This window comes from Streptomyces sp. UNOC14_S4, assembly GCF_020740835.1.
Lineage (GTDB): Bacteria > Actinomycetota > Actinomycetes > Streptomycetales > Streptomycetaceae > Streptomyces.
The window spans coordinates 1-14,217 of the sequence record NZ_JAINFC010000168.1 but is presented as its reverse complement, the minus strand read 5'-3'; the positions used below and the strand labels follow the sequence as shown (position 1 = coordinate 14,217).

Genomic DNA, 14,217 nt, shown 5'->3' with positions numbered 1-14,217 from the left:
CCTGCGCCCCCAGAACCGGAACGGGGCCAGCCATATCCCCGTATCCACCTTCTGACCTCGAACAACCCGTCGCCACACAGGTCTAAACCAGTTTTCCCTACAACCCTTGCCAGACGCCCCTCCGGGCTGGTGAGCTATGCCCCGGGACGCAACGGGCACCCTGGGAAAGGGAGATGTCGTGAGCAACGAAAGCCTGGCCAACCTTCTGAAGGAGGAGCGCCGCTTCGCACCGCCTGCCGACCTGGCCGCGAACGCCAACGTCACGGCGGAGGCGTACGAGCAGGCGAAGGCTGACCGGCTGGGCTTCTGGGCCGCGCAGGCCCGCCGCCTGAGCTGGGAGACGGAGCCGGCCGAGACCCTGGACTGGTCGAATCCGCCGTTCGCGAAGTGGTTCGCCGACGGCAGGCTCAACGTGGCGTACAACTGCGTCGACCGCCATGTGGAGAACGGCCTGGGCGACCGGGTGGCCATCCACTTCGAGGGCGAGCCCGGCGACACCCGCACCCTCACCTACGCCGACCTCAAGCGCGAGGTCTCCAAGGCGGCCAACGCCCTCACCGGGCTGGGGGTGAAGGCGGGTGACCGGGTCGCGATCTACCTGCCGATGATCCCCGAGGCTGTCATCTCGATGCTCGCGTGCGCCCGGATCGGCGCCCCGCACTCGCTGGTCTTCGGCGGCTTCTCGGCGGACGCCCTCGCCACCCGTATCAACGACGCCGACGCCCGGGTCGTCATCACCGCCGACGGCGGCTTCCGCCGGGGCAAGCCGTCCGCGCTCAAGCCCGCCCTCGACGAGGCCCTCACCCGCCCCGGCACCGAGAACGTCCGCAGCGTGGTGGTCGTGCGCCGCACCGGCCAGGAGGGCATCACCCTCACCGACGGCCGCGACGTCTGGTGGCACGACCTGGTCGACGCCCAGAGCGAGGAGCACACCCCCAAGGCGTTCGAGGCCGAGCACCCGCTGTTCATCCTCTACACCTCGGGCACCACCGGCAAGCCCAAGGGCATCCTGCACACCACCGGCGGCTACCTCACCCAGACCTCGTACACCCACCACGCCGTCTTCGACCTCAAGCCCGAAACCGACGTCTTCTGGTGCACCGCCGACGTCGGCTGGGTGACCGGGCACTCGTACATCGTCTACGGGCCCCTGAGCAACGGCGCCACCCAGGTCCTCTACGAGGGCACACCCGACACCCCGCACCAGGGCCGCTGGTGGGAGATCGTCCAGAAGTACAGGGTCACGATCCTCTACACCGCACCCACCGCGATCCGCGCCGCGATGAAGTGGGGCGACGACATCCCGGCCAAGTTCGACCTGACCAGCCTGCGCGTCCTCGGCTCGGTCGGCGAGCCCATCAACCCCGAGGCCTGGGTCTGGTACCGCAAGCACATCGGCGCCGACCGCTGCCCCGTGGTCGACACCTGGTGGCAGACCGAGACCGGCAGCATGATGATCAGCCCCCTCCCGGGCGTGACCGCGACCAAGCCCGGCTCGGCCCAGATCCCCCTGCCCGGCATCGCGGCCACCGTGGTCGACGACGACGCCCGCGAAGTGCCCGACGGCCACGGCGGCTACCTCGTCCTCACCGAGCCCTGGCCCTCCATGCTCCGCACCATCTGGGGCGACGACCAGCGCTACATCGACACCTACTGGTCCCGCTTCGAGAACACCTACTTCGCCGGCGACGGCGCCAAGAAGGACGACGACGGGGACATCTGGCTCCTCGGCCGCGTCGACGACGTCATGCTCGTCTCCGGCCACAACATCTCCACCACCGAGGTCGAATCCGCCCTCGTCTCCCACCCCAAGGTCGCCGAAGCCGCCGTCGTCGGCGCCACCGACCCCCAGACCACCCAGGCCATCTGCGCCTTCGTCATCCTGCGCGCGGGCGCCGACCCGGGCGAGGAGGGCCTGGTCGAGGAACTGCGGGCACACGTCGCCAAGCAGCTCGGCCCGATCGCCAAGCCCAAGCGCATCCTCCCCGTCGCGGAACTCCCCAAGACCCGCTCCGGCAAGATCATGCGCCGCCTCCTCCGCGACGTCGCCGAGAACCGCACCCTCGGCGACGTCACCACCCTCACCGACTCCTCCGTCATGGACCTCATCCAGGCCCAGCTCCCCACCACGACCAGCGAGGACTGACCACGGCCGAAGCCGTACGAAACCCCGTACAAAACGCCGTACGAAATCCCGCCCAGCAGGCTGCGAACAGCCTCTGAGCAGTGCTGACCTCCGAGGGGCACCCGGCATCACGCCGGGTGCCCCTCACTCTTTCGGGCTAAGGTAAGGAGTCGTAGCGTCAAGAACGCGACAAGAATCATGGGCGCGCCGGGAAGTCTGGTCGGCACACAGCACACGTGTATCCGACGACCCCCAGGAGGTCCCGCCGTGGCCGCGCCCAAGAACCGCCGTTCCGTCTTCCTCGGCCGGTTGCCGCTGCCCGAACGGAACTACCTCGCGGACGCCCTGCGTACCGAGACCGTCGGCGGCGTCCTGCTGCTCGTGGCCGCCGTGGCCGCGCTGATATGGGCGAACACCCCGCTGCGCGACGGCTACGAGACCGTCCGCTCGTTCCATTTCGGCCCCGGTGCGCTCGGCCTGAATCTTTCGGTCCAGCACTGGGCGGCCGACGGTCTGCTGGCCGTCTTCTTCTTCGTGGCGGGCATAGAGCTCAAGCGCGAGCTGGTCGCGGGCGAGCTGCGCGACCCGAAGGCGGCCGTCCTGCCCGTCGTCGCCGCGATCTGCGGCATGGCCATGCCCGCGATCGTCTACTTCTCCGTCGCCACCTCGGGCGGCGGCTCGACCGCGGGCTGGGCCGTACCGACCGCGACCGACATCGCGTTCGCGCTGGCCGTCCTGGCGGTGATCGGCACCTCGCTGCCCTCGGCGCTCCGGGCCTTCCTGCTGACCCTCGCCGTGGTCGACGACCTCTTCGCGATCCTGATCATCGCGATCTTCTTCACGCAGAAGCTGAACTTCGCCGTCCTCGGCTTCGCCGTGGTGGGTCTGGCCGTCTTCTGGCTGCTCCTGCGCAAGGGGGTGCGCGGCTGGTACATCTACGTACCCCTGGGTGTCGTCAACTGGGCCCTGATGTACAACAGCGGCGTCCACGCGACCATCGCGGGCGTCGCCATGGGTCTGATGCTGCGCTGCACGCGGCACGAGGACGAGGCGCACTCCCCCGGTGAGCACATCGAACACCTCGTGCGTCCGCTGTCCGCGGGACTGGCCGTACCGATGTTCGCCCTGTTCTCGGCGGGCGTGGCGATATCCGGCGGTGCCGTGTCCGACGTCTTCAGCAGGCCCGAGACGCTGGGTGTCGTACTCGGTCTGGTCGTCGGCAAGGCCATCGGCGTCTTCGGCGGCACCTGGCTGGCCGCCCGCTTCACCAGGGCGGAGCTCAACCCCGACCTCAAGTGGCCGGACGTGCTGGCCGTGGCCACGCTGGCCGGCATCGGCTTCACGGTGTCCCTGCTGATCGGCGAGCTCGCCTTCACGGGGAACGCGTCCCTCACCGACGAGGTCAAGGCGGCCGTGCTCCTCGGCTCGCTGATCGCCGCGACCGTCGCGAGCGTGCTGCTCAAGCTGCGCGACAACAAGTACAAGAAGCTGTGTGCCGCGGAGGACCTCGACGAGGACCAGGACGGCATCCCCGACATCTACGAGCAGGACAATCCCGCGTACCACCTCCGGATGGCCGCGATCCTCGAGGCGAAGGCCGCCGAGCACCGTCGACTGGCCGAAGTCGCTGCCGGGCGCACCACCGGGGAGGATGGTCCGGCATGATCTGAGAGTCTTCATATCCGCTGAAGACCCGCGGACGAGGACCCGCAGATGACGAGGGCGATGACGATGAGGGAGCAGCCGATGAGCGCAGCCGACGACGGTGCGGCGACCGGGGTGAACGGCGCCGACGGCGTGAACCGCAGCCTCGGCCAGCTGGTGGCGACGGCCACGACCGAGCTGTCCGCACTGGTGCACGACGAGATCGCACTGGCCAAGGCGGAGCTGCGCGAGGACGCCCGGCGGGTCGGCATCGGCGGCGGCGCGATCGCCGCGGCGGGTGTGCTCGCGCTGTTCTCGCTGCCTGTGCTGAGCTTCGCCGCCGCGTACGGCGTCCACAACCTGGGTCTGGGGCTCGCCTGGTCGTTCCTGATCGTCGGTGGCGCGTTCCTGCTGATCGCGGCGCTGCTCGGGCTGCTGGCGGTGCGGAAGTTCAAGAAGGTCAGCAAGCCCGAGCGGACCATCGCCTCGGCGAAGGAGACCGCCGCCGTGCTGGGCACCGTCAAGCCGCACCCCGAGCCGCTGGTCGGCACGGGCCGTTCGGACGCATCTGTGACACGCTCGACCGTATGACGGTGCCCGATACCTCCGCAGCGCCCGCGTCACCCGAGCCCGATCACGCCGCCGCCCCGGTGGCGCGGGCGGTCCCGGTCCCGGTCTCCGGGGCGGCGGTGGTCCGTCCCGACGGCCCCTGGACGCACCGGGACGTCGCGGCGAACGGCGCGCGGTTCCACATCGCCGAGATGGGCGAGGGACCGCTGGTGCTGCTGTTGCACGGCTTCCCGCAGTTCTGGTGGACGTGGCGGCATCAGCTGCCCGCGCTCGCGGAGGCCGGGTTCCGCGCGGTAGCGATGGACCTGCGCGGTGTGGGCGGCAGCGACCGCACGCCCCGGGGCTACGACCCGGCGAACCTCGCCCTCGACATCACCGGCGTGATCCGCTCCCTCGGCGAGCCGGACGCGGCGCTGGTGGGTCACGACCTGGGCGGCTATCTGGCATGGACGGCGGCCGTGATGCGGCCCAAGCTGGTGCGCAGGCTCGCGGTCGCCTCGATGCCGCACCCGCGCCGCTGGCGGTCGGCGATGCTGGCCGACCCCAAGCAGAGCGCCGCGAGCGCCCATATCTGGGGGTTCCAGCGGCCGTGGCTGCCGGAGCGGCGGCTGCTGGCGGACGACGCGGCGCTGGTGGGCCGGCTCGTACGGGAGTGGTCGGGACCGCAGCTGCCGGACGACGAGGCCGTCGACACCTATCGCAGGGCCATGTCGATCCCGTCCACCGCGCACTGCTCGATCGAGCCGTACCGCTGGATGGTGCGGTCGCTGGCCCGCCCGGACGGCATCCAGTTCAACCGCCGCATGAAGCGTCCCGTGCGCGTGCCGACGCTGCACCTGCACGGTTCGCTCGATCCGGTGATGCGTACGCGCAGCGCGGCCGGCTCCGGCGAGTACGTGGAGGCCCCCTACCGCTGGCGGCTGTTCGACGGGCTCGGGCACTTCCCCCATGAGGAGGACCCGGTGGCGTTCTCCTCGGAACTGGTCAGCTGGCTCAGGGATCCGGAACCGGACCGCTGAGAGGATCCGGAATCCGGCCGCCGGTCCCGTGCGCCCGGTGCCGGGCCGTACCGCCCAGCGCACCGGAACGTCCGTTCCTCGAACGGCTCATGCCCGGCGCATAGGCCAATTGGGCGACCCCGGGGCGATTACCGACCTTTGGGCACGGGCACAGAGCTCTGTATGGGCTGGACGCACGACTACCGTGACGCGACGCAGGAGCGCGCCGCCGAGGGCGACGCCGCACTGGCCGTGAGCGAGGTGACCGAACGGGCCGCGAGGGCCGACCACCGGCCGGGCGCCGGGGCCGACGAGCCGGTCATCGGCATTCCCCGGATCATCCGCCGCCGCGCCCGCTGGGTGTCCGCGCGGCTGCGTCATCACCCACGCGGCCGCTGACAGCGCGCTCGCCGGGCGTCCGCGTGCGTGACCGCGCCGCGAGCCCCCGTGCCACGTACCTCCCCGTGCCGCGCGAGGGTCGGCGGCGACGGCGGCGGGGGTCGGCGTGACCCCAGGAAGCCTCTGAAGGGCCCTCTGCGGGCCTCAGAGGGCGCAGCCCTGGGTGTTCACCCGCTCGGTGGCCCTACGGCCGCTGACGGCGTCGGGGCGCACCTCGTCGGCGGTGAGGGCGTAACCGGTGTCCGCGTCGTCGAGGGACTTCGCGAAGACCACTCCGTAGACCCTGCCGTCCGGGGTGAGCAGCGGGCCGCCGGAGTTGCCCTGGCGCACGGTGGTGTAGAGCGAGTAGACGTCACGGCGTACGTTGCCGCGGTGGTAGATGTCCGGGCCGTTGGCCTGGACCCGGCTGCGGACGCGGGCGGCGCGCACGTCGTACGAGCCGTTCTCGGGGAAGCCGGCGACGATGGCGCTCTTGCCGCTCACGGCGTCGTTCCCGGCGAACTGCAGGGAGGGCGCCTCCAGCTGCGGCACGTCGAGGACGGCGATGTCGCGTTTCCAGTCGTAGAGCACGACCTTCGCGTCGTACTGCCGCCCCTGCCCGCCGACCTGCACGGTCGGTTCGTCCACGCCGCCGACGACGTGGGCGTTGGTCATCACCCGGTGCTGGTCGAAGACGAAGCCGGTGCCCTCCAGGACCTTGCCGCAGCTCGGCGCGGTGCCGACGACCTTGACGATGCTGCGCTGGGCGGAGAGCGCGACGGGGCTCTCGGCGAGCTCGGGGTCGGGCGCGGGCACCGAGGTGATGGGCTCGGTCGAGAAGGGCGCGAAGACCTGCGGGAAGCCGTTCTGCGCGAGGGCCGAGCTGAAGTCCGCGAACCAGCTGTTGGCCTGCGCGGGGACGACCCGGGCGACGCCGAGCAGGACCTTGGAGGTGCGGACCTCCCTGCCGAGTGTCGGCAGGGAGGTGCCCGCGAGGGCGGAGCCGATCAGCCAGGCGACCAGCAGCATCGCCAGGACGTTGACCAGTGCGCCGCCGGTGGCGTCGAGCGCGCGGGCCGGGGACCACGTGATGTGGCGGCGGAGCCGGTTGCCCAGGTGCGTGGTGGCGGCCTGGCCCACCGAGGCGCAGACGATCACGATGACGACGGCCGCGACGGCGGCCGCGGTCCCCGGCGTGGCGTCACCCGTGGCGCTGTCCCAGATGAGGGGCAGCAGGTACACGGCGACGAGGCCGCCGCCGATGAAACCGATGACGGACAGCACTCCGACGACGAATCCTTGGCGGTAGCCGACGACGGCGAACCACACGGCAGCGATGAGCAGCACGACGTCCAGCACGTTCACCGGGAAATGCCTCGCAATGATGTTGTCGGCGGTGGCGACGGCCCGCTCGGGAGCGGGCCGAGGTCACCGTCTCATGCCCGTCAGGCCCACTGGTCCAGCGGTACCTGCCGTGCCCGATCCCAGGGCCGTTCCCAGCCCGCGTAGTGCAGGATCCGGTCGATGACGCCCGCGGTGAAGCCCCATACGAGCGCGTCCTCGACCCCGAAAGCCGGTCCTATGTGGCCGCTGGGGTGCTTGGCCATGGCGCGATTCCCCGGGTCGGACAGGTCGGCCACGGGCACGGTGAAGACCCGGGCGGTCTCGCCCTCGTCGACCGCGCCGACGGGGCTGGGCTCGTGCCACCAGCCGAGCACCGGTGTCACGACGAAGTCGCTCACCGGGATGTACAGCCGGGGCAGCACCCCGAAGACCTGCACTCCGGTGGGGTCGAGCCCGGTCTCCTCCCGGGCCTCGCGCAGTGCCGCGCGGACCGGGGCGGCGTCGTCGGACGGATCTCCGTCCTCCGGGTCGAGCGCGCCGCCGGGGAACGACGCCTGTCCCGCGTGCGAGCGCAGCGTGCCCGCCCGCTCCAGGAGCAGCAGCTCGGGGCCCTTGGGGCCGTCGCCGAAGAGGATGAGCACGGCGGACTGCCTGCCGCCCGTGGCCGGTGGCAGGAACCGGCTGAGCTGCTGCGGCTCGATGGTCTGCGCGACGCGCGCCACCGGTTCGAGCCACTCGGGCAGTCCCTCCGTGGTGACCGTGGCCCCACGGCCGTACGTGCTGGTCATGCGATTCCCCTCGTACGTGCGCTGGTCGCCGCCGCTTGGCGGGCTACTCGCCGCCCAGAGGGCGGGCGGGCAGGCCCGGATAGTCCGGCGGGGGCTTGAGCCGCTGGCCCGGCTGTCCGCCCTTCTCGTACTTCAGCAGCTTCTTCGCCTTCTCCGGGTCCGTCTCGCCCTCCCCGTAGGACGGGCAGAGCGGAGCGATCGGGCAGGCGCCGCAGGCGGGCCTGCGGGCGTGGCAGATGCGCCGCCCGTGGAAGATGACCCGGTGCGAGAGCATCGTCCACTCGCTCTTCGGGAAGAGGTCGCAGACCACGGCCTCGACCTTCTCCGGGTCGGTCTCGTCGGTCCACTTCCAGCGGCGGACGAGGCGCCCGAAGTGGGTGTCCACGGTGATGCCGGGGACGCCGTAGGCGTTGCCCAGGACGACGTTGGCGGTCTTGCGGCCGACGCCGGGCAGCGTGACCAGGTCCTCCAGGCGGCCGGGGACCTCGCCGCCGAACCGGTCGCGCAGGGCGACGGAGAGCCCTATGAGCGACTTGGCCTTGGCGCGGAAGAAGCCGGTCGGCCGGATCAGCTGCTCCAGCGCCTCCGGATCGGCCGCGGCCATGTCCTCGGGCGTCGGGTAGGCGGCGAACAGGGCGGGGGTGGTCTGGTTGACCCGCAGGTCGGTGGTCTGGGCGGAGAGGACCGTGGCGACCAGGAGCTCGAAGGAGTTCTCGAAATCGAGCTCCGGATGCGCGTACGGGTAGACCTCGGCCAGCTCGCGGTTGATCCGGCGCGCGCGGCGGACGAGCGCGGTGCGGGACTCGCCCGTGGCGGGGGAGGCCGGGGGCTTGGCCGCGGTCTTGGCGGAGGTCTTGGCCGGGGCATCGGCAGAGGCTTTGGCCGGAGGCTTGGCGGGGGTCCCGGCCGCGGTTCTGGCGGGGGTCCCGGCGGCCTTCTTCTTCGTCGTCGCCTTGGCGACGGTCGCCTTCCTGACGGCCTTCACCGGCCCGGCCTCCCCCGACGTTTTGCTCTCGCTCACGGCTTTCGCCCTCTTCGCGGACACGCGTTCGCCCACAGCAGAATTACGGGCCCCGGTCACCCTCCCGGCCCCCTTGCCCTGTGCTCTCACCGGCGTATTGGACACCCGGCCAGACTAGAGCCCAGCACTGACATCCGGCCCGTGCGCAGGAAAACCGCAGCCCAATCGGACCCCTGCCGTAGGGCTTCGGTCGACGATGGGCGACACTTGTGTTTGATCACACAGTTTTACCGACGGGCATCATGGGGACCACGGTCCTCTGTGCATGTCGACAAGGAGAGAACTCGTGGACGACGTTCTGCGGCGCGCCCCGCTCTTCGCGGCGCTCGATGACGAGCAGGCCGCTGAGCTGCGCGCCTCCATGGGCGAGGCCACCCTCGCGAGGGGCGAGGCCCTGTTCCACGAAGGGGACCCCGGCGACCGCCTCTACGTGGTGACCGAGGGCAAGGTGAAGCTCCACCGCACCTCGCCGGACGGCCGCGAGAACATGCTCGCCGTCCTCGGCCCGGGTGAGCTCATCGGCGAGCTGTCGCTGTTCGACCCGGGACCGCGCACCGCCACCGCCACCGCCCTCACCGAGGTCAAGCTGCTCGGCCTGGGCCACGGCGACCTCCAGCCCTGGCTCAACGCCCGCCCCGAGGTGGCCACCGCGCTGCTGCGGGCCGTCGCGCGCCGCCTGCGCCGCACCAACGACTCGATGTCGGACCTGGTCTTCTCCGACGTCCCCGGCCGTGTCGCCAAGGCGCTCCTGGACCTGTCCCGCCGGTTCGGCGTGCAGTCCGAGGAAGGCATCCACGTGGTGCACGACCTCACCCAGGAGGAGCTCGCCCAGCTGGTGGGCGCCTCCCGCGAGACCGTCAACAAGGCCCTCGCGGACTTCGCCGGCCGCGGCTGGCTCCGCCTGGAGGCCCGCGCGGTGATCCTCCTCGACGTGGAGCGCCTGGCCAAGCGGTCCCGCTGACGCTCCGCCGCGCCCGGGACGTACGCTCCCGGCGCGCGCTCGACGTCACGCGCCTGTGAACGCGTCGAAGGCCCCCTCCGGAAACCGGCGGGGGCCTTTCGGCATACGCGCGCTGTGCGCAGCGCGCAGCTGCGTCAGAGCCTGCTGTCGCCCCCGCCGGCCCGGGCGGCGTGCTTCATGCCGCGCCCGGCGGAGTTCCCCCTCGCTGCCAGCGCGAACAACTCGTCGTCCCGGCGGGCGGCCGCGTCGGTGCGCAACCAGCCGGGCAGCACGGCCTGCACCCCCGGCAGCGCCATCACCCGGGTCAGCCCGCCCGCGACGGCGAGCGCGCCCGCCACCCACGGCAGGGCGGACGGGATACCGGACGCCTGCACCACCGCGGGCAGGACGACCGCGATGGCGACCGCCGTCTGCAGGACGGTGCGCGCGGTGCGCTTGGCGGCTTCGGACATGGTCGTGGAGTTCCTTTCCCTCTCCCTCGCGGTCCCTGTTCCCCATTCCTCATGTGTCCTCGTGGTCGTCAGGAACGAGGGACTCGGGGCCGGTCCGACTGACCCGCCCGGTATGCCATCGGCATCCGCGCCGCAGAAGCCCAGTTTCCGCTGCCAAACGGCGTACAGGACGGAACTCACGGCCACGAAATCGGCCCACAGTCCGCTGCGCTCACCCAGCAGCAGGCCCGCAGCCGCACCCGCAGAGCGCACCGGTAGAACGAGGTCACTCGCCGCTTCCACTCGCCACTCGCCGCTTCCGCTTCCGCCGTCAGATCAGCCCGTGCTCGCCCAGGTACTCCAGCTGCGCCCGCACCGACAGCTCCGCGGCGGGCCAGAGCGAGCGGTCGACGTCGGCGTACACGTGGGCGACGACCTCCTCCGGCGTGCGGTGGCCGCTCTCGACGGCCGTCTCCACCTGGGCGAGCCGCTTCGCCCGGTGCACGAGGTAGTAGTCGATGACACCCCGGGCGTCGTCCAGCACCGGGCCGTGGCCGGGCAGCACCGTCTGCACGCCTTCGTCGACGGTGAGCTGCCGGAGCCTGCGCAGCGAGTCGAGGTAGTCGCCGAGGCGCCCTTCCGGGTGGGCGACGACCGTGGTGCCGCGTCCCAGGACCGTGTCACCGGTCAGGACGGCGCGGTCGGCGGGGAGGTGGAAGACCAGCGAGTCGGCCGTGTGGCCGGGCGCGGGGACGACGTGCAGTTCGAGCCCGCCGGTGGTGATGACGTCGCCCACGCCGAGCCCCTCGCCGCCGAGGCGCAGCGCGGGGTCCAGGGCGCGTACGTGCGTGCCCGTCAGTTCGGCGAAACGGGCCGCGCCCTCCGAGTGGTCGGGGTGGCCGTGGGTGAGCAGGGTCAGGGCGACGCGCTTGCCCGCCGCCTCGGCCGCCCGGACGACCGCCGCGAGGTGGGCCTCGTCCAGCGGACCCGGGTCGACGACGACGGCCAGCTCGGAGTCGGGTTCCGCGAGGATCCACGTGTTGGTGCCGTCCAGCGTCATCGCGGAGGGGTTGGGCGCGAGCACACAGGTGGCGCGGGCGGTCGCGGCACCGCCGATGGCGCCGTCGCGCGGCCTGCCGGGGAGGTCGGCTGTGGTGGTCATGAATCGGCTCCCGAAGCTCGCGGGTTTCCCGTGGGGTCGTGCGGCTCCGGCGTCCCCGGAGCCGTGTGGGCGACGTGCTTGGTGAATTCGTCGTGCCCCGGCCAGCTCAGCACGATCTCGCCGCCGACGAGCCGCGCCCGCGCGAGGACAGGGGTGAGATCCCGGTCACCCGCGGCACGCAGCACCTCGTCCACACGACCGTACGGGCACAGGGCGCGCAGCGTGGCGATGGTGGGCGGCATCATCAGCAGTTCGCCGCGGTCGTAGCCGTCGGCGGCCTCGGCGGGGTGTATCCAGGCCGTACGGTCCGCCTCGGTGGAGGTGTTGCGCGTGCGCTGCCCCTGCGGGAGCGCGGCGACGAAGAACCACGTGTCGTAGCGGCGGGGCTCGAACTCCGGGGTGATCCAGCGCGCCCACGCGCCGAGCAGGTCGCTGCGCAGCACGAGACCGCGCCGGTCGAGGAGGTCCGCGAAGGACGACTCATGGCTGACGAGAGCGGCCCGGTCGGTCTCCCAGTCGGCGCCGGTGGTGTCGGCGACCACGGTGCCGGGCGTCGGCCCGGCCAGCAGCACGCCCGCTTCCTCGAAGGTCTCCCGGACGGCGGCGCACACGATCGCCCGGGCTCCCGCCGCGTCCACGCCCAGGCGGCGCGCCCACGCGTCGGGCGACGGTCCGGCCCACGGCACCTCGCGCTCGTCGCGCGGGTCGACGGAACCGCCCGGATACGCGTACGCGCCTCCGGCGAAGGCCATGGAGGCGCGTCTGCGCAGCATGTGGACGGCGGGGCCGCCGACTCCGTCACGCAGCAGCAGCACGGTCGCGGCGCGCCTGGGCACCACGGGACGGAGTTTCCCGCCGGCGAGCGCTCTGATCCGGTCCGGCCACTCCGGCGGGTACCACTGGCCGTTCGAAGTCGACATGGCCGGATGCTATGCGCTCACGCGCGGATGTTCGAGGGTTCTTGGAGCGAGGTTCCTGTGAGCCGGGGCGGGAGCACCACCACATGCCACAGCGCCCCGACGGACTCGCTGAGCGGGAGCGCTCAGCGGGAGCGCCGGGATCAGTCCCGGACCTCCACCAGGATCTCGACCTCCACCGGGGCGTCGAGCGGCAGCACCGCCACACCCACCGCGGAGCGGGCGTGCACGCCCTTCTCGCCCAGCACCTCGCCCAGGAGCTCACTGGCACCGTTGAGGACGCCCGGCTGCGCCGTGAAGTCCGGCGCGGAGGCGACGAAGCCCACGACCTTGACCACCCGGGCGATCTTGTCGAGGTCGCCGACGACCGACTTCACGGCGGCGAGGGCGTTGAGCGCGCAGGTCGCCGCGAGCTCCTTCGCCTGCTCGGCACTCACCTCGGCACCGACCTTGCCGGTCAGCGGAATCGAGCCATTGACCATCGGGAGCTGCCCGGCGGTGTAGACGTACGCGCCGGAGCGTACGGCGGGCTGGTACGTGGCCAGCGGCGGCACCACGTCGGGCAGCTTCAGCCCCAGCTCGGCGAGCCGCGCCTCGACGGCGCTCACGCCTTCTCCCGCTTCAGGTAGGCCACCAGCTGCTCCGGGTTGTTCGGTCCGGGCACGACCTGGACGAGCTCCCAGCCGTCCTCGCCCCAGGTGTCCAGAATCTGCTTGGTCGCGTGTACGAGCAGAGGCACAGTCGCGTATTCCCACTTGGTCATGGCCCGACTGTAATGCCTGACGCCGACGCCCCCGCGCGTAGCCCGCGCGGCGACCGGCCGGACGGCATTCGTATCGCAGGGCGCCTCACATTGCCGGGAAACCGCGCGTCTGCACCGAACACACCGCACGTCTGCGCCGAGCGCCGGCACAGTGCACCGCACGTCTGCGCCGCATGCCGCGCAGGAGGCGTGGGCAGCACGGGATACAGCGCGGGATTCGGACCGGTTTCGATGAGGTGCAGCAGCGGCCGGGCGACGCCGTGGCAGCCGTCCGGAGCGAAGCACGCGACCAGGGCCCGGACCTCCTGGGCCGCCCTGGCGGCACACCCCCGACGGGCACGGCGGACCCCGCCATTCGAACGACCAGTTGTCGCCACCTGGCGCCACACGGCCGTTGCCGACGAATTAGGCTCCCGACCATGAGCAGGCTCCATGTCGTCAGCGGCAAGGGCGGAACCGGCAAGACCACGGTCGCCGCGGCACTCGCGCTTGCCCTCGCCGCCGAGGGCAAGCGCACGCTTCTCGTCGAGGTCGAGGGGCGGCAGGGCATCGCGCAGCTCTTCGAGACCGAGGCACTGCCGTACGAGGAGCGCAGGATCGCCGTGGCCCCGGGCGGGGGCGGCGAGGTGTACGCCCTGGCCATCGACGCCGAGCGGGCCCTCCTGGACTACCTCCAGATGTTCTACAAGCTCGGCAGCGCGGGCCGCGCGCTCAAGAAGATCGGCGCGATCGACTTCGCGACGACCATCGCGCCGGGCCTGCGCGACGTCCTGCTGACCGGCAAGGCCTGCGAGGCGGTGCGCCGCAAGGACCGGACGGGCCGCTACGTCTACGACCACGTGGTGATGGACGCCCCGCCGACCGGACGCGTCACACGCTTCCTGAACGTCAACGACGAGGTGGCCGGGCTGGCCCGGATCGGCCCGATCCACAATCAGGCGCAGGCGGTCATGCGCGTCCTCAAGTCGCCCCAGACGGCGGTGCACTTCGTGACGCTGCTGGAGGAGATGCCGGTCCAGGAGACCGTGGACGGCATCGCGGAGATCCGGTCCGCCCAGCTGCCAGTCGGTGGCGTCGTAATCAACATGGTGCGCACGGGGGTCCTGGACGAGACC

General features: G+C 71.8%; 14 protein-coding genes and 1 pseudogene. 7 read left to right on the top strand and 8 right to left on the bottom strand.

Translation table 11 applies throughout. The features are described from left to right. Positions 1 to 178 precede the first annotated feature (178 nt). The 5 genes from acs to K6I34_RS17050 all read left to right on the top strand — a co-directional run bounded on the left by acs (position 179) and on the right by K6I34_RS17050 (position 5,736). Positions 179 to 2,146 carry an acetate--CoA ligase gene (acs, locus tag K6I34_RS17070; protein WP_229327058.1) on the top strand — a complete coding sequence of 656 codons (1,968 nt, stop codon included), beginning with the start codon at positions 179 to 181 and terminating at the stop codon, positions 2,144 to 2,146. A gap of 246 nt (positions 2,147 to 2,392) precedes the next feature. Further along, entirely contained in the window at positions 2,393 to 3,790 is a 1,398-nt protein-coding gene (gene nhaA / locus K6I34_RS17065; protein ID WP_229327056.1) for a Na+/H+ antiporter NhaA, read from the top strand. Positions 3,791 to 3,871: 81 nt separating this feature from the next. Further along, positions 3,872 to 4,360 carry a phage holin family protein gene (locus K6I34_RS17060; protein WP_229327053.1) on the top strand — a complete coding sequence of 163 codons (489 nt, stop codon included), beginning with the start codon at positions 3,872 to 3,874 and terminating at the stop codon, positions 4,358 to 4,360. Further along, positions 4,357 to 5,358, top strand: coding sequence for an alpha/beta fold hydrolase (locus K6I34_RS17055; RefSeq protein WP_229327051.1), 1,002 nt, complete (start codon positions 4,357 to 4,359; stop codon positions 5,356 to 5,358). Before K6I34_RS17060 ends, K6I34_RS17055 begins: the two co-directional genes overlap by 4 nt. A gap of 162 nt (positions 5,359 to 5,520) precedes the next feature. Continuing rightward, positions 5,521 to 5,736: a hypothetical protein gene (locus K6I34_RS17050; protein WP_229327049.1), complete on the top strand. Its 216-nt coding sequence runs from the start codon at positions 5,521 to 5,523 to the stop codon at positions 5,734 to 5,736. A gap of 144 nt (positions 5,737 to 5,880) precedes the next feature. Here the strand turns inward: K6I34_RS17050 and K6I34_RS17045 are convergent, their stop codons facing one another. The 3 genes from K6I34_RS17045 to nth form a co-directional block, all read right to left on the bottom strand. Next, complete coding sequence (locus K6I34_RS17045; RefSeq protein WP_229327047.1) at positions 5,881 to 7,080, bottom strand: MarP family serine protease; 1,200 nt, start codon at positions 7,078 to 7,080, stop codon at positions 5,881 to 5,883. Positions 7,081 to 7,160: 80 nt separating this feature from the next. Then, complete coding sequence (locus K6I34_RS17040) at positions 7,161 to 7,847, bottom strand: CoA pyrophosphatase (RefSeq protein WP_229327045.1); 687 nt, start codon at positions 7,845 to 7,847, stop codon at positions 7,161 to 7,163. A 43-nt stretch (positions 7,848 to 7,890) separates the two neighbouring features. Beyond that, a complete protein-coding gene (gene nth, locus K6I34_RS17035; RefSeq protein ID WP_374230946.1) occupies positions 7,891 to 8,868 on the bottom strand; it encodes an endonuclease III in 978 nt (325 codons plus the stop codon). 286 nt (positions 8,869 to 9,154) lie between these two features. On the opposite strand from nth, the gene K6I34_RS17030 reads away from it, so the two are divergent. Further along, the gene (locus K6I34_RS17030) at positions 9,155 to 9,829 is read left to right on the top strand and encodes a Crp/Fnr family transcriptional regulator (protein ID WP_229327043.1); all 675 of its coding nucleotides are present in this window, start codon (positions 9,155 to 9,157) and stop codon (positions 9,827 to 9,829) included. 245 nt (positions 9,830 to 10,074) lie between these two features. Here the strand turns inward: K6I34_RS17030 and K6I34_RS17025 are convergent. The 5 genes and pseudogenes from K6I34_RS17025 to K6I34_RS17005 form a co-directional block, all read right to left on the bottom strand. Further along, positions 10,075 to 10,281, bottom strand: a pseudogene (locus K6I34_RS17025) (hypothetical protein); the annotation flags it as partial. A gap of 310 nt (positions 10,282 to 10,591) precedes the next feature. Continuing rightward, on the bottom strand, positions 10,592 to 11,422 hold the full coding sequence (locus K6I34_RS17020; RefSeq protein ID WP_229327041.1) for an MBL fold metallo-hydrolase: 831 nt from the start codon (positions 11,420 to 11,422) through the stop codon (positions 10,592 to 10,594). Continuing rightward, a complete protein-coding gene (locus K6I34_RS17015) occupies positions 11,419 to 12,342 on the bottom strand; it encodes an NUDIX hydrolase (protein ID WP_229327039.1) in 924 nt (307 codons plus the stop codon). Before K6I34_RS17015 ends, K6I34_RS17020 begins: the two co-directional genes overlap by 4 nt. Positions 12,343 to 12,482: 140 nt before the next feature. Beyond that, positions 12,483 to 12,947, bottom strand: coding sequence for a RidA family protein (locus K6I34_RS17010; protein ID WP_229327037.1), 465 nt, complete (start codon positions 12,945 to 12,947; stop codon positions 12,483 to 12,485). After that, positions 12,944 to 13,102 carry a DUF4177 domain-containing protein gene (locus tag K6I34_RS17005; protein WP_003967454.1) on the bottom strand — a complete coding sequence of 53 codons (159 nt, stop codon included), beginning with the start codon at positions 13,100 to 13,102 and terminating at the stop codon, positions 12,944 to 12,946. Before K6I34_RS17005 ends, K6I34_RS17010 begins: the two co-directional genes overlap by 4 nt. 419 nt (positions 13,103 to 13,521) lie before the next feature. Between K6I34_RS17005 and K6I34_RS17000 the strand changes: the two genes are divergently transcribed. Continuing rightward, positions 13,522 to 14,217 (top strand): ArsA-related P-loop ATPase (locus K6I34_RS17000; protein WP_229327035.1); only part of this gene is annotated, 696 nt, incomplete at its 3' end.